A 22,199-nucleotide genomic window follows, 5' to 3' on the forward strand; every position below is an offset into this window, starting at 1 on the left:
TCAGAACTGAGTGCTGTTGATCATGCCGGGGGCCCGCGCGATTCCCAAGTCGAGGTCAGCTTCGCGGCCCTTCGCCAGACCGCCCCCGACCGCGCGCCCGAACTCGCCGCCGCTGTCCAGCAGGCCTTCTACGTCGACGGCCTCAGTCTGTCGGAGGCGGCCACCTACCGCGCCTTCGCCCAGGCGGCCGGGCTCGACGCCGACGCCGTGGTCTCCGCCTTCCAGGACCCCGAGGCACCGTCCACGGCGGCGGACGACTTCCACCGCGCGGCCGGACTGGGCGTCACCGGCTTCCCCACCTTGCTGGCGGTGGACGGCGATGCCGTCACTCACCTGGCCCATGGCCACACCACCGCCGACGAGATCGACATCCGGCACCCCTACGAGGGCAAGCTCAAGGCCTGGGCCGCGCTCGGCCCGAACCTGCCCACCCGTTTGGTCGACCTCCAGCCGCTGACCGGCGACCTCACCCTGGAGGGCCACCGCTTCGAACTCAAGGGCGGCCCGGCCGGTCTGCCCGACCGCCACTACCTGTGGCAGGCCGAGCAGCGCGCGGTCCTCGGCGGTGTGCTGCTCTTCCAGCAGGAGCACGTCTGGATCGCGGACACCGCCACTTCGGGCGACCGCGCGCCCTGGATCGACCTGCTGGACGAGATGGCCTCCCTCGACCCGGAGCTGGTCGTCCCCGGCCACCGCCTGCCCGGCGCCGCGGCCGACGTCTCCGCCATCACCGCCACCCGGGACTACCTGCTCGCCTTCGAGGAGGAGCTGGCCAAGGCCTCCGACGGCGCCGCCCTCACCGAAGCGCTCGTGCGGCGCTACCCGGACCACGGCATGCTGATCGCCGCCCAGATCGGCGCCAAGGTCGCCAAGGGTGAAATGAAGTGGGGCTGACATGACCGACTTCGCCACCTCCACCGCCCCCGCCGACGTCGTACGCCGTCAGTACCTGGCCTCCGCCGCCGGTGACCTGGAGGCCCTGCGCGCCACCCTCGCCCCCGACGTGGAGTGGACGGAGATGGCCGGCTTCCCGCTCGCGGGCACCTACCGCACTCCCGACGGCGTCACCTCCCACGTCATGGAGGAACTCGCCAAGGAATGGGACGACTGGGCCGCCCACGACGACACCTACGTCGTCGACGGCGAGAACGTCGTCGTCCTGGCCCGCTACACGGCCGTCAACAAGGCCACCGGCAAGCCGCTCGCCGTCCGCGTCGCCCATCACTTCGTCGTGCGCGGTGGGCTCATCGTCCGCTTCGAGCAGTTCGTCGACACCGCGCTGGTGCGCGAGGCGATGAGCGCATAGACGTCCCACCAGGCGGTGCCCGAGCCCGTTCGTGCGAGGCCGGTACGTCTGGGATGACTGCCGGGCCGACCCCGCCGAGCCGGTCGGCCGCCTGGACAAGGCCCTCACCGCCGCGGGCGTCCGCCGCAGTGCCCACCCCGTGCGGCGATGGGCACTGCGCGTGATCGTCGAACCGCAGGTGAGCCTCGCTCACCTGCGGTTTCAGCCCCAGATGTCGTACTGCTGGAAACCGGTGCCGACCGAGATCCGTGTCGCGAAGATCTCGGTGGTCGCCTTCCCGGTGCCCTTGTAGAGGTAGAGCGTGCCGCCGGGGGTGCGGGCCAGGAAGTCGGCGTTGCCGTCGCCGCTGACGTCGCCGACCGCGTCGAAGGCGTTGTAGCCGGTCCAGGCGCTGCGCACTGGAGGCGCGGGCGCCGAAGGAGCTGCCGTTGGAGTCCTTCTCGTAGCCGGTCTTCGTGGAGGACTCCCGGACGAAGATGTCGGCCTTGCCGTCGGCCCTGCCGTTGAAGGTGCTCAGGTTCGTGTCGTCGATCTGGCGGTAGGCGGAGCCGGCATAAGCGCTCATCTTGGTGAAGACGCTGTAGTAGCCCTTGTCCACGCAGTCCTCGACGCCCCAGGAGACCACTCCGGCGATCCGGCCGCCCACGACCAGCGGGCCGCCGGAGTCGCCGTTGCACGCCGCGCTGGTACCGGTGTCGCTCCCACTCTGGGTGCCCGCGCAGACCATGCGCCCCGCGGCGAAGGCCGTGTCGTAGACGCCGGAGCAGGTGCTGTCGGAGCGCAGGGTCAGCGTGGCCGTCCGCAGCGTCTGGGAAAGGTCCTGGCTGGTGGAGCTGGTACGGCCCCAGCCGTAGAGCTTGGCCTGGGTGCCGACGGCGTACGAGGCGGTGTCGCCGTGGGCGACCATGCGGATCGGCGTCGCCTTGACCGGGACGGCCAGGGTGAGCATGCCGAGGTCGCTCTCGTACCTCCCCACCTCTCTGTCCACCGGGTCGTACCCCCATTGCCACCACTGGCGCAGCACGGCCGTGGCCTGGCCGCCGTGCAGGTCGGTGGTGCCGGTGGAGTCGGTGGTGGGCAGTTGGGCGGTGCCCGTGACGACGGCGCCGTGGGCCTGCCAGTTGTAATCCCTGCCGTCGTTCCTGACACAGTGGGCGGCGGTCAGGATCTTCGTGGGGGCCACGACCGCGCCACCGCAGAAGAAGCTCACGTCGTCGCCGGTCTCGGTGGTGTCCCTGTCGTCGTGGTACCAGAGCTGGGCCATCCACGGGGCCGAGCTGAGGGTGGTCTCGCTGCCACCGATGACCTTCGGGTCGGTGCTGGACGTGTTCGTGCCGGAGCTCAGCGACGACTTCTCGGTCGTCTGCCCCGCGGTGCCGTCGCCGGCGAGGGCACCGGCGATGCGCTTCTCCAGGGCGGAGAGCGAGGGCGAGCCGATGGCCGGCTTGACCGTCGGGGTCGGTACGGCGGTGGCCGCACCGGCGGAGGAGGTCATCAGCGTGGCGGCGACGACCGCGGCGACGCCGGCGGCGGCGACGGGCAGGGCGATGCGTATCCGGCGTCTGTGACGGCCGCCGGACGGTGTCGTGGGCAAGGGAGTCCCCCCAGAGGAACATGAGACGTGAGGGACGCGAGCCGCGTCCATCCTTCTCAGCGCCAAAGGGCCGACCTCCGTCACTGAGACGAAGGTCGGCGGATTCTTCCCGACACGGGGGGCCGGTACGACGACTGAGAACGCGCCGAAACAGGCCGGATCGTCCGCCCCGAACGCCTCGGAGGGGCTCGGAGATCTGATCCGGCAACGCCGAGACGGGTAACGGCAGCCATCTGGGATCTTATCTGCTGAGTCGCTGCGGGGTGGTTTCCGGGCTGGTCAGACGTTGCGGCGGTACTGGCCGCCCACCTCGAAGAAGGCTTCGGTGATCTGCTGGAGCGAGCAGACCCGGGTGGCGTCCATGAGGACGGCGAAGACGTTGCGGCCGCTCGTCGCCGCATCCTTGAGAGCGGCCAGGGCGTCGTGGGCCTCGTCGCGGTGGCGCGTGTGGAAGTCCCGCACGCGCTCCAGCTGGGACTGCTTCTCCTCCTCGGTGGCCCGGGCGAGTTCGAGCTCCACAGGCCGGCTGTCGCCGCCGGGGCGGAGGAAGGTGTTGACGCCGATGATGGGCAGGGTGCCGTCGTGCTTGCGCTGCTCGTACAGCATCGACTCGTCCTGGATGCGGCCCCGCTGGTAGCCGGTCTCCATCGCGCCCAGGACGCCACCGCGCTCGCTGATCCGCTCGAACTCCTGGAGCACGGCCTCCTCCACCAGGTCCGTGAGTTCGTCGATGATGAACGACCCCTGCAGGGGGTTCTCGTTCATCGCCAGGCCCCACTCGCGGTTGATGACGAGCTGGATCGCCAGCGCCCGCCGGACCGACTCCTCGGACGGGGTCGTGACGGCCTCGTCGTAGGCGTTGGTGTGCAGCGAGTTGGCGTTGTCGTAGATGGCCGTGAGGGCCTGCAGGGTGGTGCGGATGTCGTTGAAATCCATCTCCTGGGCGTGCAGGGAGCGTCCGGAGGTCTGGACGTGGTACTTCAGCTTCTGACTGCGTTCGCCCGCCCCGTACTTCTCCTTCATCGCGACGGCCCAGACACGGCGGGCGACCCGGCCGAGGACGGAGTACTCGGGGTCCATGCCGTTGGAGAAGAAGAAGGACAGGTTCGGGGCGAAGTCGTCTATGTGCATGCCCCGGGCGAGGTACGCCTCGACGTAGGTGAAGCCGTTGGCGAGGGTGAAGGCGAGCTGGCTGATGGGGTTCGCGCCGGCTTCGGCGATGTGGTAGCCGGAGATGGACACCGAGTAGAAGTTGCGGACCTTGTGCGCGATGAACCACTCCTGGATGTCGGCCATCATCCGCAGGGAGAACTCGGTGGAGAACAGGCAGGTGTTCTGGCCCTGGTCCTCCTTGAGGATGTCGGCCTGCACGGTGCCGCGCACGTTCGCGAGCGCGCGGGCCCGCAGCTCGGCCGCCTCCTCCGGCGACGGGTCACGGCCCTCGGCGGCTCGGAACCCTTCCGTCTGCTGGTCGATGGCCGTGTTGAGGAAGAACGCCAGGATCGTCGGCGCCGGTCCGTTGATCGTCATGGAGACCGAGGTCGTGGGCGCGACCAGGTCGAAGCCGTCGTAGAGGGCCTTCATGTCCGCGAGCGTGGCCACCGACACGCCGGACGTGCCGACCTTGCCGTAGATGTCGGGGCGTTCGTCCGGGTCCCGGCCGTAGAGCGTGACCGAGTCGAAGGCGGTGGACAGGCGGGTGGCCGGCTGGCCCTCGGAGAGCAGCTTGAAGCGCCGGTTCGTGCGGAACGGATCGCCCTCACCGGCGAACATCCGCGCCGGGTCCTCGCCGTCGCGCTTGAAGGGGAACGCCCCGGCCGTGAAGGGGAAGTAGCCGGGCAGGTTCTCCCCGCGCCAGAAGCGCACCAGCTCCCCGTGGTCGGTGAAGCGGGGCAGGGCGACGCGCGGAACCTTGTTGCCGGACAGGGACTCGCGGGTCAGCTCGGTGCGGATCTCCTTGTCCCGGACCTTCACCACCTGCTCGTCTCCGGAGTAGGAGGCGATGACGGCGGGCCAGTTCCCGATCTGCTCCGCGACCTGGTGCGGGAGCTGCCTGCGGGCGTCCTCGAGGAGCGAGCGCACGTTCGCCGCGTCGGAGCCCGCCTCGACGAGCTCGTCCCTGACCGCCTCCAGACGCTGCACCCGCCTGGCCGCCTCGGCCAGTCGCGCGGTCTCGGCGTGGTACGCGCGGACCGTGTCGGTGATCTCGGCGAGGTAGCGCACCCGGCCCGGGGGCACCACCTGCCGGATGCCGGAGGAGTGGCGTACCCCGACCGGCGCCAGCGCCCCCTCGGACAGCGGCAGTCCCTTCTCGGCGAGGCACGTCTTCAGGTGCTGGTAGAGCGCGGTGACACCGTCGTCGTTGAACGTCGCCGCCGACGTGCCGTACACCGGCATGTCCTCGGGCCGCATGCCGAACGCCTCGCGGTTGCGGACCAGTTGGCGGCCGACATCGCGCAATGCGTCCTGCGCGCCGCGCCGCTCGAACTTGTTGATCGCCACGACGTCGGCGAAGTCGAGCATGTCGATCTTCTCCAACTGCGAGGCGGCACCGAACTCCGGTGTCATCACGTACAGCGAGGTGTCGACGAACGGCACGATCGCCGCGTCTCCCTGGCCGATGCCCGGCGTCTCCACGATCACCAGGTCGAACCCGGCGGCCTTGACCACGTCGATGACGTCGGACAGGTGCTCGGGCAGCTCGCGACTGCCACGGGTGGCCAGGCTGCGGAAGAAGACGCGGTTGCCGTCGAGGGAGTTCATGCGGATCCGGTCGCCGAGCAGTGCTCCGCCGCCGCGGCGGCGGGTCGGGTCGACCGCGATCACGGCGATCCGCAGTTTGTCCCGCTGGTCGATGCGGAAGCGGCGTACGAGCTCGTCCGTCAGTGACGACTTGCCCGAGCCGCCCGTGCCGGTGATGCCGAGCACCGGCATGACCCGCGCCGCGGCGGCGGCCCGCAGGTGCGCCAGGAGATCGGGGGACAGCTTGCCCAGTTCCGCGCCGGTGAGGGCGCGGGCGATCGCGAACCGGTCGCCGGCGAGCACGGCGGACGCGTCGGCGGGCTTGCCGTCCCAGAGGTCGAAGTCGCAGTCCCGCACGACCGAGTTGACCATCCCGGCCAGGCCCATCCGCTGCCCGTCCTCGGGGGAGAAGATGGTCACCCCGCCGACGCGCAGCCGGGCGATCTCCTCGGGCACGATGACGCCGCCTCCGCCGCCCACCACACGGATGTGGTCGGCTCCCGCCGCGCGCAGCGACTCGACCAGGTACTCGAAGTACTCCACGTGCCCGCCCTGGTACGACGAGACGGCGACACCGTGGGCGTCCTCCTCCAGAGCGGCGTCCACGACCTCCCGCACCGACCGGTTATGTCCGAGGTGGATCACCTCGGCGCCCTGGGACTGGAAGATGCGCCGCATGATGTTGATCGACGCGTCATGCCCGTCGAACAGAGCCGAGGCCGTGACCAGGCGGACAGGATGCACGGGGCGGTGCAGATCGCTCATGGGGGCCTTCCCGGGCAGGGCGGTGGGGGTGCTGCTGACGTAAGAGATACTAGGACGTCCTAGTAAATTGCTGGGGGTGATCGCCATCACAGGTCGAGAACGAGGCGAGGCCCGCGCGAGCGGGAGACGCAGATCAGCAAGGTGTCGCCGGCGGCCCGCTCGTCCTCGGTGAGCGGTCAGTCGCGGTGGTCGGGCTCGCCGTCGAGTACGTCACCGTTGACGCCGGCAGTCCCGGCATGCGCCTCGCCGCCCGCGAGCCGCGCAGATCCGCGGGGCGCTCGGCATCTCGGCCGCCGACGCCCCGCTGGCCCGCCTGTTCCGGGAGGTGCGGCCGTTCCGTATCTACGACGGCCCGTCGGAGACCCACCGTCTCGCCATAGCGTGCCGCGCGGTGCGGTCCCACCGGCAGCCGCGCACGGGCGTCGCCGACGGCTGATGAAGCGTCGACAGGGAGGTCGTTCAGTGGCCGCCCCCCCTGACCGCGGCTCGGCTCCAAGCGGGTGCTGACGCCGATGCGGTTCCAGGCGTTGACGGTGGCGACCGTCATGACGAGCGCCGCCAGTTGCCGGTCGTCGTAGTGGGCGGCGGCTTCGTTCCACACCTCGTCGGGGACTCCCTCCGCGTCGAGGCGGGTGGCGGCCTCGGTCAGTGCGAGCGCGGCACGTTCGGCCTGGGTGAAGAAGGGGGACTCGCGCCAGGTCACGAGGGAGAACAGCCGTTCGTCCGCTTCTCCGCCGTTCTTGGCCTGGTGACTGTGCAGGGACACACAGAAGGCGCAGCCGTTGAGCTGACTCGCCCGCAGCTTGACCAGCTCGCGCAGCGGCGCAGGCAGTGGGCTGGCCGAGAGGTACTGCTCCAGGCCCAGCATGGCCCGGTAGGCGGCGGGCTCCAGCTCGGCGAGGTCGATGCGCGGGTTCACGGGTGCTCCAGGTGATCGGCCGGCGGGCGTCGGCCGCGCGGCATCGGGTTGCTTCCGGGCGGGTGTGGCTCCTCAGCGCGCTGCTCGAACCTGACCTCGGCCTCGGGGGCGAGGCCGAGCTGCGGGCCGGTGAACCGTTCGGGCGCCGAGACGAGGATGTTGTAGTGGTTCGGGAAGTGGCAGGCGTCGAATCCCAGGACCGTCCCCACCAGGCTCCCGCCGGCCCAGACCTCGTCGCCCCGGTCGATGACCCCGGCGCATCCGATCTCCACGAAGCCCAGGAACCCGACGCGGTCGATCCGGGCACCGGTGGCGGTCTCGGTGTGGTCGGTGGTCACCAGCTCATGCACCTCCCCACGGCGGACACACCGGCTCGTGAACTCCTCCAGAGCCATTCCCCGGTCGTCACGCCGGTGGGTGAGGACCTTCACCAGCTGCCCGTACACGGCGCGCTTGGCACCGTCCTCTCCGGGTGTCACGGGTGGCGTACCTCCTGCCCGGTGCGGGGGCGGCCGAGGCGTTCGTGCGCGTACGCGGCGGCCACCAGCTCCAGGGCGGCCAGACCGTCGGGGCCGTTCGTGCGCCGGCCGGACAGCACGTCGGTGAAGTCCCGCAGGACGCCCACGTATTCGTGCCACAGGGACCCTTTGAACTCCGGATGACCCGCGAGCATGTCGGCACGGTCGACGGTCCCGTCGGCGAGTCGCACCTCGACCGTCTTGCACTCGCCGGGACGGGACCAGTCGAGCACCACCCGGGCGGCCGCCGCGCCGGACGAGGCGGTCAACAGCACCTGCGCCTGCCGGTCGACGCCCCGCGCATCGCGGTGCACGGTGGCCTCGGTCACCCGTACCTCTCCGAGGAACAGGCGAACGAGATCGAACGCGTTGGGCCCGTTGTCGGCGACACAGCCGCCCCCACAGCGCTCCGGGTCGAGATACCAGCGGTCCCGGCCGGCGTGTTCCTCGATCGTCTCCTCGTAGCGCACCGTCAGCGACACGATCGGCGCGCCGGAGGCGATGCGCCGGCGGAGCGCGTCGACCTCCTTGTTGTAGCGGCGGTGGAAGGAGGTGAACAGCACGGTGCCGTTCTGCCGGGAGAGCCGCGCGAGATGGTGGCCGTCGTGCGGACGCGTGGCGAGCGGCTTCTCCACGCAGACCGCGCGTCCGGCCGCCAACGCGTCCCTGCACACCGGATAGTGCAGGTCGTTGGGCACGTTCACCACCACCGCGTCCAGGTCCGCGGCCCGCAATAGCTCACGGTGGTCGCGGTAGCGCGGCACCTGCGCCGGTGCGGCGGCGAGCCGGTTCTCGTCGGTGTCGCACACCGCCACCAGCCGCGCGCACCCGGCGCTTTCCAGCGCGGCCAGGTAGAAGCGGGAGATGACACCGAGGCCGATGAGGCCGATGCGGGGAAGCGTCATGCCGGGCTCCCCGCCTCTGCGGGCCGGACGGGTTCCGGGAAGCCGAGACCGCTGGCCTGTGCCAGGTCGAGCATCTCCCGGTGCAGGGCCGGCTCCAGCGGGACGCCGTGAGCGCGCCGCTCCCGGGAGCGGGCGTCCTCCGGCCAGCCGGGATAGCGCACCGGTTCGTCCGCCCGGACCGGCGGACAGCCGAGGAGGGCACCGAACAAGTCGGCCGCGTCGGCGCGGAACTCCGCCTCGGGCCTGAGACGCCCGGGGGCGACGGCCAGCATGAAGCAGCCGATGTCATCGTCGGGGCCGGCCGGCCCCGCTGTCTCCTCCCGCGGGCCGATTCCTGCTCCGGGGACGAGTGCGGACAGCACCTCGACCAGCAGACCGAGCCCGAAGCCCTTGTACGCGCCGGTGTCGGGGTCACCGCCGAGCCAGCGCAGGTGTGCCCGGCCGCGGTCGAAGGCGGCCGGGTCGGTCACCGGCGCACCGGCGTCGTCCTGCAGCCAACCCGCGGGCACGCTCTGCCCGGCGCGTGCGGCGGCCCGGACCCTGCCGGTGGGAGCAACCGTGGTGGCCATGTCCAGGACGAACGGCGGCCGGTCGCCGGCCGGGGCGGCCAGCGCGAGCGGATTCGTGCCCAGCATGGGAGCCCGTCCGCCGACCGGGCGGACGATCCGCTGCCGGCCGCAGTTGGCGGTGACCAGGCCCACCATGTGGTGCCGGACCGCGCGCAGGGCATGGTGGCCCGCGCAGCCGAAGTGCGTGGCTCCCCGCACCGAGACCATGCCGACCCCGTACCGGCGGGCGCGCTCCACCGCCAGGTCCATCGCCTCGGTGGCGGCCCACAGCCCGAGCGCCCGGCGGGCGTCGAGGAGCACCGAGGCACCGTGGTCGGCGACGATGCGCGGCTCCGCGTGCGGGTCGCAGCGGCCCGAATCGAGCAACGGGAGGTAGAGCCGGGTGAGGTTGGTGACGCCGTGACTGGTGAAGCCCGTCAGGTCGCCGTGGCACAGTGCCTCCGCGGCGGTGCCCGCCCGGTCCTCGGGCAGTCCCCTGGCGCGGAGGACCCGCGTCACGAACGCGAGGAGGTCCGGGTACGGCACCCGGACGGCGACGTCGCCGGCAGTGCCGGAGGCCTCCGGCGGGACGACGCACGGTCCGGAACGGGATCTCGCGGCAGCCGGGGCGGTCGCGTCTGCGGAGGCCGTGGAGGTGGAGGGAACTGTCGAGGTCATCGAGGAGAGATCCTGTCCGCGGCCGCGTCGGGCACGGCAGCTGAGTGAGCGTGAGAGGGGTCGCCGGCACCGCCGCCGGGCGGCCCGTGGCGGACCCGGGCGACGAGAATGCGGGCGATCTCGTCGGCGTACCGGTCGAGGTCGTCCAGGTCGACGTACTCGCCGGCGGCGTGCGCGTGGTTGGTGTCCAGGTCGCCGGGGCCGAAGACCGCCGTGTAGCTGTCGGGTACGTCCGCCATCCAGATCGCGTCGCAGGTGAAGGCCGGCTCCTCGTCGGGCCAGCGCACCAGGCCCGCGCGCTGTTCCAGCAGTTCCTCGGCCCACGGCGCGCGGCCTCGGCCGTCCAGCGCGGGCAGGCCGCGTTTGTGCCAGTGCAGGGACGTGATCCGTGCCGCGTCCAGGGCCGTCCTGGCCAGGTCGGGGATGCCGGCGGCGCCGGAGGCGAAGTCGGCGAGTGCCTCGCGCAGCGCCTGCTCCAGCGCGGCCTCGGCGGCTCGGCCGGCCGGCCGTGACCCGTAGGAGATGTTGAGCAGCAGCCGGCCGGTGCCGTAGACCCGGTTGTGCCGTTCGCCGGTGTGCAGGCCGGCCACGCACACCCTGCCGTCGCCGATCCGCGGCGGCAGGGCTCGGGCCAGGTAGTGGCCGATGTGTCCGAGCAGCACGGTCGCGTTGTGGCCGGCTTCGGGGCGGTCGTCCACGGCGTCCTCTCCCTCGACGCGGACCAGGGCCGTCATGGATGCCGTCGAGCGGGGCAGGAAGCGGTGCCCGGTGGGCTCGCAGAACAGGTTGAGCCCGCCGGTGAACCCGTCCTCCACCAGCGGCCTGGTGCCGAACGTGCCCATGGCACCGCCTTCTTCCCCGGCGACTGCCTGGACGAGCACACCGATCCGGCTGCCGAGGGCCGGCTCGGCGGCGCGAGCGGCCCGGATGCCGGCGAGCAGGGCGACGGCGGGGCCCTTGGCGTCGACCGCTCCCCGGCCGGTGAAACGCCGGCCGTCGAAGCGGGCCGGCCACCAGCCGGCGACCGTGTCCAGGTGGACGTTGAACATCACCGTGTCCCGGCGCGGGAGTTCGGGGCCGAGGCGCAGCACCAGGCTGGGCTGCCGGGCCAGGAACGTCTCGTCCCGCGCCGCCTCCCGGACCGTGAGCGGCACGTCGTCCCGGCGCAGCGCCGCCGGATCGGGCGGGGCGTGGCGCAGCACTCTCAGACCGATCGCCGCGGCGGCCGTCGCGTAGGCCCGCCCGGCTTCCCGAAGGCGAGCGGCGGGACCGTCGGGGCCGGTCTCCAGCGGCCCGGCCGTGGGAGTGGCGAGCAGATCGAGCAGCAGGTCGTGATCGGCCGGCGTCAATCGGACGGGAGGAGAAGGGGCCGCGGGAGGTGGCAGGGCCGCGGAAGGGGGCACGGCGGCGGGTGCGGCCGGGAAGGGAGGCCGGGACGGGACGTCAGCCATGCCGCTCCCCACCGGCGGGAGTCCGGGCAGGCCCGGTTTCCTGCCGAACGAGCCGTTCCAGGCACCGCCCGTAGCGGACGAACGCCGCCACACTGTCGGCGCCGGTGGTGTCCTGGCCCCGGTGCGGTTGCAGACGGGTGTGCGGTTCGATGGACCAGGCACCGGTGTAACCGTGGTCGAGGAGGGCGGCGAGGCAGGAGCGCACGCGGGACTCCCCGTCGCCCGGCAGTGTGTACGTGACCTGGCCGTCCGGCCCGGTCCTGGCGTCCTTGACGTGCACGTGAGCGACGTGGTCGATGATCTCGGCCAGCAGCGCGCGGGCGTCGTAGCCGTGAGGCACTCCGTTGCCCATGTCGAACAGCAGCCGCAGCGCGGGACCGCCGGCGCGGTCGAGGAGCTCCCGCATCCGGTCGGCCCGGGTGCCGGCCCAGCCGCTGCAGTTCTCGTGCAGCAGCACCAGCCCCTCCTGCTCGGCCTGCCGGACCAACCGGGCCATCCGGTCCAGCGCCCGCCTGCCCCACTCCTCTTCGTCCAGGCCCGCGTTGGGGTAGGACATCACCCGGACGAACCGGGTGCCGAGGGCGGCGCAGCGCCGGGCCAGCCGCCGCAGCTCCCGCACGTCGTCCTCGAAGCGCCCGGTGATCGGACGGCTCCAGTTGGCGATCCGGGAATCGACGCAGACGACGTCGAGACCGGCTGCCGCGATCCGGTCGGCCAGGGCGGCGAAGGACCGCTCGTCGAGGTCGGCGACCGCGACGCCGTCGACGGTGCGCAGCTCGATCGCCCCCCAGCCGAGTTGGCGCAGCGCGTGAAGTTGCCCCGTGAGATCCGCCGCGGCCTCGTCCCCGATGCCCGCGAACCGGACACCGGGGGCCGCCCGCCCGCTCGGGGCATCCTCGGTCCCGCCGCGCCGGGACTCCTCAGGGCCCGTTCCGGGAAGGTCAACGCCCATGCGAGAGGGCCTCCTTGCGCGGCTGCGTGCCGCCGGCGGGAGACAGGGTCGCCCACCGTTTCGCCTCGTCCAGCAGCTCGACCGTCCGCACGTGCAGGCCGAGGGCACCGGCACCGGCTCCCTCGCCGCCCTCGGCGTAGCCGCGATAGGCATGGGTCAGACATGCCGTGAGCGAGTCGTCACGGAGGACCTCGCGGGTGGTGTGGCCGTCACGCGTAATCTCCACCTGTGCGAAGTCGTCGTCCTGGCCGACCGCGTAGTGCCCGACGACGCTTCCGTCCTCCATGCCCAGGACGATCCGCCGCTGACGTACCGGTGCGGACAGGTCGGACAGCACCTCGCTGCGGATCCCGCCCGTGTGCAGCAGTTCGAGATGCGCACCGCCCATGTTCGGCACCGTCGTCGTTCCCACCCGCAGGTCGGCGCAGCGCGCGCCGCCCACCTGGGCGTCACCCAGCAGGCGCAGGAGGAGACCCACCGCGTGCGGCACCTCCACGTCGAAGGCTGAGGTGTGACTGCTGGTGCTCAGCGAGCGCCGGAACCGGGGCTTGTGCTGGGTGACGGACACGGAACGAACAGCGCCGGGCCCCCGATCGCCCACCAGTTGGATGAGGCGCCGGGTCAGCGTGCTGTGCAGCCAGGGCGCCACCACGGACAGGCGCAGCTCCTGCTCCCGCGTGAGCCGCAGGACGCTCCGCAGCTCGTCCAGGTCGCCGGCCAGCGGCTTCTCCATGAGAATCCGCGAGAACCCGAGCGCGGCCACCTCGCGGAGCACCTCGGCGCGCACGGCGGGGGGAGTGCACAGATGGACGACGGTCCGCGCCGGGTCGAGAAGATCGCGCGCCCGGCGCAGGGATTCGGCGATCAGCAGATCCGGCCGCTCGACGCGGGCGGTGTTGCCGGGGTCCACTCCCACGATCGGGTGGTCGGCGAAGGTGCCGGCGACGTGGGACCGGGCACGCGACAGCACTGGCACATGCAGCCCCAGGCCCGAGCGGCCCAGGCCGACGATCAACGTGTACAGCAAGGCTCGACCCCCATTTTCACGCAGCCCTTTTTCGTGCAATTTCTCGAAAGTCGCACACCGGTATGATTTCGTGCGTGTATGCAGTGTGAAGTGCACCGGGTGCAGGCTGGTGAATGGCGTCGAAATTCTTCTGCATACCCATCCCGTCCGTCCCTGAAACGCGCACGGCAGTCCTCGCGGAATACGTGGAGAAAGGGTTGTCGCGACCTCGTCGCATCGTATCCGAAGGGGGCCTGCCATGGGTGAGGCCGCTGATTTTTGCGTCCCGCGGCAGGATGGCTGGAATTCACGACGAAGACGGCTGTGCTGACCGGCCGGATGAGCCGGCGCGGTGCAGGATGGCGGCTCCGGCTTCAAGGCCGAACCCGTGGACGAAAACAATCGGCCGTGACGCGGGGCCCGAAGAGCGGAAAAAATGTTTCTGCGCTCTTCCGGCGGTACTTCTCTCCATTGACAGGCCTGGAAGGCTGCCGGTACTCATGTATCTTGCAGCGAGACTGAATCACCCTTCAGGAATCCGAAAGTCACTTTTTTCGGATTCCCGCGGTCTCGGATGCGAGACAGTCGGATTTCTTCGCAGCTTTCGACGACGAGGAGTCAGATGTCCAACAAGACCGCCCAGGCCGAGCGTCTCCGTCAGCGTTTCGCGCTGTACGACACCGACGGGGACGGACGTATCGAGCGCGGCGACCTGGAGGCGGAGGCCCGGCGCATCGTCGAGGCCTTCGGTGAGCCGGAGAACTCCCCCAAGGCGCAGGCGCTGCTCCAGGCGTACCCGCACATGTGGGACTACATGACGCAACAGGCCGGCCTCGACGCCGGCCAGTCCCTGACGTTCGAGCAGTTCGTCGAGATCGCCGACACCCAGATGCTGAGCCAGGGCGCCATCGGCTTCAGCACCATGCTGCGGCCCAGCATCCGCGCGATGGTCGACCTGTGTGACGTCGACGGGGACGGGGAGGTCGACCAGCAGGAGTTCCGGAAGTGGCTCGGGGCCATCGGCAGTGACATCGACGCGGACGAGGCGTTCCGCCAGGTGGACACCGACGGCAGCGGACGGCTGTCCGTCGACGAACTCGTGGCCGCCGTGGGGAAGTACCACGCGGGTGAGCTCGACGCCCCGCTGCTGGGTGTCTGACGCGCGGACCCACGGCAGGGACCGCAACGGACGAGGATCGCTCGGAGCGGGCCCCCGCCCACGGACACCGCTGAGCCCCGCGAGCGCCGGGAACGGGCTCCGGTCCGCCGAACCGCAAGGCACCGGCCGGCGGGCCGAGTCCCCGGGGCCGGGCCCAGAAACCGGGCGCCTCCTGGTGCGCGCCGCGCTGGTGCTGCTGTCGCTGGGGCAGGGGGTGCCCGGCGCGTGGGCTCTGTTCGCGCCTCGATCGTTCCACGACGCGTTTCCTCTCCCGGCGCTCGCGTGGCTGACCGAATTCCCCCCGTACAACGAACACCTCGTACGTGACCTGGGTGCTCTGTCGCTCGGTCTGACGACGGTCCTGCTGTGGGCCGCTGTTCGTCCCGAGAGGTCCCTGGTGCGGGCGGCGGCCTTCGGCAGTCTCGCCTTCACGATTCCGCACCTGGTATTCCACGTGGCGCATCTCGGGCGATTCGAGACCGTGGACGTGGTCGGACAACTCATCTCTCAAGTCGCCCCGATCGCCATGGCGGGGTTGGTCATTGTGCTGAGTCGGCGAAGTAATGGTGCGGGCGTATAAAAGCCCCCCTTTATTATTCTCACTCGTAAGAGTGGGTTGGCGAATCCGGTTCAGGTAAATATCTGAAACGCAGGTCCCAAAAGAAAAACGAAAGGAAGAAGCGTGACGACTTCCGTACAGGAGCAGCGACTGCGTCGCCGTTTCGACATGTGGGACAAGAACGGCGACGGCACCATCGACCGCAGTGACTGGGAAGGCGAGGCACAACGCATTCTGCTGTCGTTCGGAGAAACCGAGAGTTCCCCGAAGGGCCGGGCTCTCACCGACGCGTACCTCGGCATGTGGGATCACCTCGCGGGGCAGGCCGGAGTCGGCCGTGACGGGGCACTGGACTACGACCGGTTCAAGGCCGTGGCGGCGGAGCAGGTGCTCGACCGCGGGGAGGCCGGCTTCGACCAGGTGCTGCGTCCGACGATCAGCGCGATGGCCGCCCTGTGCGACACCGATGGTGACGGTCAGGTCAGCCCCCAGGAGTTCCAGCGCTGGATCGGTGCCATCGGCAGTGACGCGTCCACGGCGGACACGGCGTTCAAGCTGATCGACACGGACGCCGACGGCCATCTGTCCGTCGACGAGCTGATCACGGCCGTGCACCGCTTCCACTCCGGTGAGCTGGAGTTCTCCCTGCTCTGACCCGTCCGGCCAGCCGGTGTCGGCGTCCGGCGCTCCCCGGCCCACGGGGAGCGCCGGCGTACCCCCTCACCGGCACCCCGATTCGCCACGGCGCCACGAAAGGAACCATGTCCAGCGCATCCCTCGGACCGAGGAACGGCAGGCGCGGCTGGGCGGCCGGCACCGCGGACGACACCTCGGTGCAGGTGCCCTTCTTCACCCAGGCCCGGACCTTCGAAGCGCTCTGGCCGGACATCCGGACCCGGCTCACCGAGGTCTTCGACAACGGCAAGTTCTCGCACGGCCGGCAGGTCGCCCGGTTCGAGGAGGCACTGGCCAGGTGGACCGGCGCACGCTACGCGGTGGGTGTGAACAGCGGCACCGACGCCCTGGTGCTGTTGCTGCGCGCCTGCGGCCTGCAACCAGGTGACGAGGTCATCGTCCCCGCCTTCACCTTCGTGGCCTCGGCCTCCTCCGTCGTACTGGCCGGCGGCCGCCCGGTCTTCGCCGACATCGACCCCGTCACCTACACGATCGACCCCAAGTCCGCGGCCGACGCGGTCACTCCGCGCACCCGCATGATCATGCCCGTCCACCTGTTCTGCCAGCCGGCCGACATGGACGCGATCCTCGATCTCGCCCGCCGGCACCGGCTGACCGTCGTGGAGGACAGTGCGGAGGCCATCGGCATGCGGTGGGACGGTGTCCACGCCGGGCTGCTCGGAGCCGGTGGTGTGCTGTCGTTCTTCCCCACCAAGACACTGGGGGCCATCGGCGATGCCGGGGCGATTCTCACCGACGACCCACAACTCGCCGAGACGGCGGCGGCGTTGCGCCACCACGGGCGCCACGGCCGGACGCTGGCCCACTTCCCGGGCATCAGCAACGAGACCACCGTCAACGGCGTCAACAGCAAGATGGACGATATCCAGGCGGCTGTCCTCCTCGCCAAACTGGCCCGGTTGCACGAGGACATCGCGCGCAGGGCCCGGCTCGCCGCCGCCTACACCGAACGGCTGGCCGGCACCCCCGGCGTACTCCGGCTCCCCACCGTGGTGCCCCGCACCGCGCGGACCCACCCCGTCTTCTACGTCTACCTCATCGAGGTCGAGCGGCGCGACGAACTGGCGGCGTACCTGGCCGAGCACGGCGTGGGCACCGAGACGTACTACCCGGCCCCGCTGCACCTCCAGGAGTGCTTCGCCCACCTGGGATACCGGCGCGGTGACTTCCCGCACGCCGAGACGGCCTGCGAGCGCACCCTCGCCCTGCCGCTGTACCCGGACATGAGCGTCGACGACGTCGACACGGTGTGTGACCTCGTCCGCCGATTCCCGGCCGGGAGGCCGGCGTGACGGTTCCCTTCTTCGCCCCGGACCTCTTCGAGGACGACCGGCAGTTGCTCATGGACCTCGTCCACGACATCGGCACCGCGCCGCAGCAGAGGTTCCTGCTCGGCGAGCACACCGCCCGTTTCGAGGAGGCCCTGCGCGACGCGCTCGGCGCCGCCGACGTCGTGGCCTGCTCCAGCGGCACCTCCGCACTGACCCTCGTCCTGCACGCCATGGGCATCGGACCCGGCGACGAGGTGGTCGTGCCGGCCTACGGCTGTGCGCCGCTGGCCAACACCGTGGCAGGGCTGCGGGCGACGCCGGTGTTCGCGGACGTCGACCCGTGGACGATGGTGGCCGACCCCGACGAGACGGAGCGGGCGATCACCGACCGGACCAGGGCGATCATGCCCGCGCACATGTTCTCCGTGATGGCCGACATGCCCCGCATGCGCGAGATCGCCCGGCGTCACGGAGTGCGCCTCGTCGAGGACTCGGCAGTCGCGCAGGGCGGAGTCCTCGACGGCCGGCCCGCCGGGACCTGGGGCGAGGCCGGAGTGTTCTCCTTCGTCCAGGTCAAGACCTTCGGAACGGCCGGCGAGGGCGGCGCCGTCGTCACCATGAACCCCGAACTCGCCCGAACCGTCAGGTCGTTGCGCAACCACGGGCAGAGTGAGCGCTTCGTCTACCCGCGCACCGGCTACAACAGCCGGTTCGACGAAGTGCTCGCCGCCTTCCAGCTCCACCGGCTCCCGCGCTTTCCCGAACTGCTGGAACGCCGGGCCCGCATCGCCGACTACTACACCGACCGCTTCACTCCGCTCGCCGAGCGCGGTGTGCTGCCCCCGCCGCCGGGCCGCAACGGCCGCTGTTTCTACGTGTACTCGCTGCTCGTCGAGGAGCGCGACGAACTGCGGCGGTACCTGGCCGAGCGGGGGATCGAGAGCCACGTCTACTACCCCCTCCCGCTGCCGCGCCAGGCCGCCTTCACCCGGTTCGCGCCCGCCGGCCGGAGCTGGCCGCACGCGGAGAGCGCCAGCCGGCGCCAACTGGCCATCCCGGTCCACCCGCGCCTCACCGACGCCCAGGTGGAGCACGTCGCGGACACGGTCTGCGCCTACGCGGGCTGAGCGGCAGCGGCCGACCGAACACACGTGAAGGAGTGGAGCAGATGACGACCCGCACCGAGGCCGGACCGTTCCCGTCCGGAACGGCACGTCCCGAGAGCAAGCTGCGCAGCTATGCCCGGCTGGGCAAACTCGACGTCTACGACTACTACCCGAGCGTCGCCGTGGCCCTGTCCGCGGTACTGCTGCCCGTCTCCGGGCTGCGGCCCGCGACCATCGTGACGCTCACCCTGTTCCTCCTCGGAGCGGTCTGCGTCATCGTGGCGATGGTCGCCCTCGACGACGTGACCGGCTATCGCGACGGCAGCGACGCCGCGAACTACGGCCCGGACGACCCACTGCGCAACAAACTCCGCAAGCCGCTCGTCGCGGGGACCCTGACCCTGCGCGAAGCACTCGGTTTCGGCTGGGCCACCGCCGCCGCCGGCGCCGCCCTGTGGGCCGCCGCCGTGGCGACCGCCCCGCATCGGCCGACCTGGACCGTGGTCCTGATCGCGGTGCTGTTCGTGGTCTCCGTCCAGTACTCCTACGGGCTGAAGATCAGCTACCACGGCTTCCAGGAGATCTTCCTCGCCGGGCTGGGCGCGGCCCTGGTGATGGGCGCGTACGGGCTCACGGCCGGGCACTTCTCCGGGTTCGTACTGGTGCAAGGCGTGCTCTTCGGATGTGGACCGCTGCTGTTCGGCGTGTACTCCAACACCAACGACATCCCCGGGGACCGGGCCGTCGGACGTCGCACGGTGGCGTGCCTGGTGTCGCCGAAGGGCAACGCCGTCTTCATCGGGGCACTGTCCGCGGCGGAATTCCTGACCGGCGCCATCGCCTCCGCCGCCGGGATCGCCCCGTGGTGGTTCGTGTTCCTGATGCTGCCCGTCACCGCGCTGCGCGTGCGGCAGTACCGCACCGGCTTCCGCCAGGGGGACATCATGCGCGCCCGCAAGCTCGGCTTCTCCGCACACCGGGTCAGCACCGTGCTGCTGATCGCGGCGAACCTGATCGTCGGCGCGGGGGCCACCGGATGAGCCCTGATCTCGACGTGGCCGTGGTCGGCGCGGGCATGGCCGGACTGACCACCGCGCACGAACTGCGGCGCGCGGGCCTCGACGTGCGGGTCTACGAACAGCACGAGCACGTCGGTGGCAGGATGCGCAGCTTCCGGCACGCCGGATACACCATCGACGAGGGTGCCGAACAGATCTCGGAGCAGGGCTACCGCGCGACCTGGGAGCTGCTGGCGCGGCTGGGCGTGCCGCAGGGCGACGTGCCGCGCATCGGCAAGCCGGTCGGTGTGTGGCGCGGCGGGCGGGCCCACCCCGGCGTGGCGGACCCGTCCGCGGTGCTCACCGGCGCGGGGCTCTCCCCCCGTGCCCGGTTCGACCTCGCCCGGCTTCTGGCCTGGACGGGGTCGCACCGGCGGGAGTTCGACGCCGATCACCCCGAACGGACCCCGGCACGGGCCCTGACGGTCAGGGAGTTCGCCCGCCGGTACCACAGGGACGTGCACGACTACCTGTTGCAGCCGGTCGCCGGAAGTTTCTTCGGCTGGGACACGGCGCGCTCCGCCGTCGCACCGATGCTCAGCCTGCTCCTGGAGGTGGGACCGGCCGTCGGCTGGCGGACGTACCGCGACGGCATGGACCTGCTCGCCCGGCGGCTGGCCGAGGGGCTCGACGTGGTCACCGCCAGTCCGGTGCACGAGGTCGTCACCGAGGAAGGCCGCGTGCGGCTGCGCGTCGGGGACGACAGCGTCACGGCGCGCTCGGTGGTCCTCTGCCTGCCCGCCCCGGTCGCGGCGCGCCTGCACGTCAACGCCCCCGCCGACGAGCGTGCGTTCCTGTCGGCCTGCACCTTCACCCCCACGCTCAAGGTCAGCTGCCTGCTGGACCGGCCGCTCGCACCGCCGTCCGGCACACCGCTCTACGTCCTGCTGACGCCGGACGCGGAGGACGACGTGCTCTCCGCGATCATCGTGGATCACGCCAAACACCCCGACCGGGCGCCCGCGGGCAAGGGACTGCTGACCCTGATGGCCGACGCCCGCGGCATCCCCGAACTGCTGACCGCGCCGGAGCGGCAGACGGCCGACCGGCTCGTGCGCGCAGCCACCCGGTACGTCCCCGGTCTGGAGACGACCGCGGGACGCCACTTCGTGCACGCCTTCACCCACGGCCTGCCCGAGGCGACTCCCGACGCCCTGCGCCGACGCGCGCGGTTCATGGCACGCGCCGCACGGCCGGTCGAATACGCCGGGGACTGGGTGATGCTGCGGCCGGCCAGCGAGGGCGCCGTGCGCTCGGGCGCGCTCGCCGCCTCACGGGTCCTCAGCCGGCTGCGGCCGTCGCGGGCCCTCGGACGGACACGCCCCACCTCCCGCCCCACCGAGGAGAACGTCTCGTGAAACCGCACGACATGGGCGTCCTGTTCGACGAGTGCGCCGAGCACCGCGTCGGCACGCAGGTCCACCTGGACCGGCCGTTCGACATCGACGCGGACGCCCGGACCCACCACACGCTCCCACGACTCGCCACGCTCGTACGGGAGGCGGCCGGCTGGCTGCACGCCGCCGGGGCCGGCCCCGGCGACCGGGTGGCGATCGTCAAGGACAACCACTGGGACTACGACCTGCTGGCCTGCGCCGCCGTGCGCGTCGGCGCCGTCCCCGCGCAACTGTCCGCGCACCTGTCCGGCGAGACGCTGGGGACGCTGCTGGCCCGGCTCGCCCCCGCCCTGCTCGTCACGACGTCGGAGGTACTGGAACGCGGCCGGACGGAAGGCACCGACCTGGCCTCGATCGCACGGGTCACCCTGGTGCTGGACGGCACCGTGCCGGGGACGCTGGGCATGGACGACGTACGCGGACACACCGCCCCCGGGGCCCACCGCCGACACGACGACGAACCCTTGGTGATCAACCACACCTCGGGAACCACCGGCGTGCCCAAGCTGGTGGTGCACTCGACCCGAACGATCATCGGCAAGCTGGCGCGATTCGAGAGCGTGCGGTTGCCGCGGATCGGCCTGCGACGCGGCGACGTCCTGGTCAACGCGAGCGCGTTCGCGCACGGCAGGACGTTCTGCTGGACCGCGAGCGCCCTGTGCATGGGCCCCGCCGTGATCTCGATCATCACCACGCAGGACCCGAACCTCGCCGACCCGGTGCTGCGCGCCCATCCACCGACCGTCCTGGAGGCACTGCCCGCCTCGTTCGTCCGCTTCCAGCCGCTGACCGAACGACTGGACAACCCGTTCCGGCGCGTCCGCATGGTCATCAGCACGTACGACGCCGTGCATCCCCCCACCGTCCGTGCCTACCTCAGGGCGAGCCGGCACCGCAGTCCGGTGTGGATGGAGGGATGGGGGCAGACCGAGACGGGCCCTCTGACCTTCCGCTTCCACACCCGGCAGTCCGTCCGCCGGGCGTCGGACGGGGCCGGAACCCGCAACCTCGGACGTCCGGTGCCCCTCAAGACGCGGCTGCGGGTGGTCGACCCCGACACCCACCGGCCCCTGCCCACCGGGCAGGCGGGCCTGCTCCTCGCCAGGACCGCCGCCTGCGCCCTCGGCTACGTCGGCGAGGAGGACCGCTGGTCGGCCAAACGCCACGGCGGCTGGTGGAACACCGGCGACATCGGCGCCCGCAACCGCGACGGCAGCATCGAGCTGCTCGATCGCGAGGTGGACCGCGCGCCGCAGCTCAGCTGCCTGCGCACCGAGGACCTCCTGGAGGCCCGGCTGCCGCAGGCCATGGAGTGCGTCGTCCTCGCCGAGCCGGGCCGGGACCCGCTGCCCGTCGTGGTCACCGCCGACGGCGCGGTGGACCGGGCCCACTGGAAGGAGGCGGTGCGCGACCTGCCGCCGCTGCGCGAACCGGTCGCCCTCACCTGGGACCAGGTACCGCGTACCGGCACCGGCAAGGTGCGGCGCAGGGAGCTGCTGCACCGCCTCACCGGACGGACCGGCACCTACGGCTCCGGCCGGTGGACCTGAGACGGGACAAGACGGGACA

Annotated in this window: 17 protein-coding genes and 4 pseudogenes; 11 read left to right on the forward strand and 10 right to left on the reverse strand. The window is 71.4% G+C overall.

Annotation, left to right across the window (positions count from 1 at the left end):
- Positions 1-6 precede the first annotated feature (6 nt).
- Complete coding sequence (locus HDA41_RS42885; protein ID WP_376706871.1) at positions 7-894, forward strand: DsbA family protein; 888 nt, start codon at positions 7-9, stop codon at positions 892-894.
- Position 895: 1 nt separating this feature from the next.
- Positions 896-1,306: a nuclear transport factor 2 family protein gene (locus HDA41_RS36575; RefSeq protein ID WP_184991728.1), complete on the forward strand. Its 411-nt coding sequence runs from the start codon at positions 896-898 to the stop codon at positions 1,304-1,306.
- A 201-nt stretch (positions 1,307-1,507) separates the two neighbouring features.
- On the opposite strand, the pseudogene HDA41_RS36580 reads toward HDA41_RS36575, so the two are convergent.
- The 3 genes and pseudogenes from HDA41_RS36580 to HDA41_RS41930 all read right to left on the reverse strand — a co-directional run.
- Positions 1,508-2,801 (reverse strand): annotated as a pseudogene (locus tag HDA41_RS36580) (trypsin-like serine protease).
- Between the two features lie 378 nt (positions 2,802-3,179).
- Positions 3,180-6,407, reverse strand: a complete 3,228-nt coding sequence (gene icmF, locus HDA41_RS36585; protein WP_184991730.1) for a fused isobutyryl-CoA mutase/GTPase IcmF — start codon at positions 6,405-6,407, stop codon at positions 3,180-3,182.
- Positions 6,408-6,493: 86 nt separating this feature from the next.
- Positions 6,494-6,625: pseudogene (locus HDA41_RS41930) on the reverse strand (oxidoreductase); the annotation flags it as partial.
- 35 nt (positions 6,626-6,660) lie between these two features.
- On the opposite strand from HDA41_RS41930, the pseudogene HDA41_RS36590 reads away from it, so the two are divergent.
- A pseudogene (locus HDA41_RS36590) lies at positions 6,661-6,843 on the forward strand (acyl-CoA dehydrogenase family protein); the annotation flags it as partial.
- A gap of 216 nt (positions 6,844-7,059) precedes the next feature.
- Here HDA41_RS36590 and HDA41_RS41935 read toward each other — a convergent pair.
- From HDA41_RS41935 to HDA41_RS36625, 7 genes and pseudogenes are all read right to left on the reverse strand, one after another.
- Positions 7,060-7,326: pseudogene (locus HDA41_RS41935) on the reverse strand (carboxymuconolactone decarboxylase family protein); the annotation flags it as partial.
- Positions 7,323-7,805, reverse strand: a complete 483-nt coding sequence (locus tag HDA41_RS36600) for a DUF6917 domain-containing protein (RefSeq protein ID WP_184991732.1) — start codon at positions 7,803-7,805, stop codon at positions 7,323-7,325. The pseudogene HDA41_RS41935 and the gene HDA41_RS36600, both read right to left, overlap by 4 nt.
- Entirely contained in the window at positions 7,802-8,749 is a 948-nt protein-coding gene (locus HDA41_RS36605) for a Gfo/Idh/MocA family protein (protein WP_184991734.1), read from the reverse strand. The genes HDA41_RS36600 and HDA41_RS36605 overlap by 4 nt, the downstream gene beginning before the upstream one ends.
- On the reverse strand, positions 8,746-9,975 hold the full coding sequence (locus tag HDA41_RS36610) for an Ldh family oxidoreductase (RefSeq protein ID WP_221511684.1): 1,230 nt from the start codon (positions 9,973-9,975) through the stop codon (positions 8,746-8,748). The genes HDA41_RS36605 and HDA41_RS36610 overlap by 4 nt, the downstream gene beginning before the upstream one ends.
- Positions 9,972-11,426, reverse strand: a complete 1,455-nt coding sequence (locus HDA41_RS36615; protein ID WP_230299501.1) for a M20/M25/M40 family metallo-hydrolase — start codon at positions 11,424-11,426, stop codon at positions 9,972-9,974. The genes HDA41_RS36610 and HDA41_RS36615 overlap by 4 nt, the downstream gene beginning before the upstream one ends.
- The gene (locus HDA41_RS36620; protein ID WP_184991737.1) at positions 11,419-12,378 is read right to left on the reverse strand and encodes a sugar phosphate isomerase/epimerase family protein; all 960 of its coding nucleotides are present in this window, start codon (positions 12,376-12,378) and stop codon (positions 11,419-11,421) included. Before HDA41_RS36620 ends, HDA41_RS36615 begins: the two co-directional genes overlap by 8 nt.
- Positions 12,368-13,405, reverse strand: a complete 1,038-nt coding sequence (locus HDA41_RS36625; RefSeq protein ID WP_184991739.1) for a Gfo/Idh/MocA family oxidoreductase — start codon at positions 13,403-13,405, stop codon at positions 12,368-12,370. The genes HDA41_RS36620 and HDA41_RS36625 overlap by 11 nt, the downstream gene beginning before the upstream one ends.
- A gap of 601 nt (positions 13,406-14,006) precedes the next feature.
- Here HDA41_RS36625 and HDA41_RS36630 point away from each other — a divergent pair.
- The 8 genes from HDA41_RS36630 to HDA41_RS36665 all read left to right on the forward strand — a co-directional run bounded on the left by HDA41_RS36630 (position 14,007) and on the right by HDA41_RS36665 (position 22,180).
- Positions 14,007-14,543, forward strand: coding sequence for an EF-hand domain-containing protein (locus HDA41_RS36630; RefSeq protein ID WP_184991741.1), 537 nt, complete (start codon positions 14,007-14,009; stop codon positions 14,541-14,543).
- 175 nt (positions 14,544-14,718) lie between these two features.
- Positions 14,719-15,123: a hypothetical protein gene (locus HDA41_RS36635; protein ID WP_184991743.1), complete on the forward strand. Its 405-nt coding sequence runs from the start codon at positions 14,719-14,721 to the stop codon at positions 15,121-15,123.
- Positions 15,124-15,225: 102 nt separating this feature from the next.
- Positions 15,226-15,756, forward strand: a complete 531-nt coding sequence (locus HDA41_RS36640) for an EF-hand domain-containing protein (RefSeq protein WP_184991752.1) — start codon at positions 15,226-15,228, stop codon at positions 15,754-15,756.
- A gap of 107 nt (positions 15,757-15,863) precedes the next feature.
- On the forward strand, positions 15,864-17,090 hold the full coding sequence (locus tag HDA41_RS36645; RefSeq protein WP_184991754.1) for a DegT/DnrJ/EryC1/StrS family aminotransferase: 1,227 nt from the start codon (positions 15,864-15,866) through the stop codon (positions 17,088-17,090).
- Complete coding sequence (locus HDA41_RS36650) at positions 17,087-18,196, forward strand: DegT/DnrJ/EryC1/StrS family aminotransferase (protein ID WP_184991756.1); 1,110 nt, start codon at positions 17,087-17,089, stop codon at positions 18,194-18,196. The genes HDA41_RS36645 and HDA41_RS36650 overlap by 4 nt, the downstream gene beginning before the upstream one ends.
- Positions 18,197-18,237: 41 nt before the next feature.
- A complete protein-coding gene (locus HDA41_RS36655; protein WP_184991758.1) occupies positions 18,238-19,215 on the forward strand; it encodes a UbiA family prenyltransferase in 978 nt (325 codons plus the stop codon).
- Positions 19,212-20,591, forward strand: a complete 1,380-nt coding sequence (locus tag HDA41_RS36660) for a protoporphyrinogen/coproporphyrinogen oxidase (protein ID WP_184991759.1) — start codon at positions 19,212-19,214, stop codon at positions 20,589-20,591. Before HDA41_RS36655 ends, HDA41_RS36660 begins: the two co-directional genes overlap by 4 nt.
- Positions 20,592-20,602: 11 nt before the next feature.
- On the forward strand, positions 20,603-22,180 hold the full coding sequence (locus tag HDA41_RS36665) for a class I adenylate-forming enzyme family protein (protein WP_184994042.1): 1,578 nt from the start codon (positions 20,603-20,605) through the stop codon (positions 22,178-22,180).
- Positions 22,181-22,199 lie beyond the last annotated feature (19 nt).

The sequence above is a fragment of the Streptomyces caelestis genome (genome assembly GCF_014205255.1).
In the GTDB taxonomy this organism is placed as follows: Bacteria; Actinomycetota; Actinomycetes; order Streptomycetales; family Streptomycetaceae; genus Streptomyces; species Streptomyces caelestis.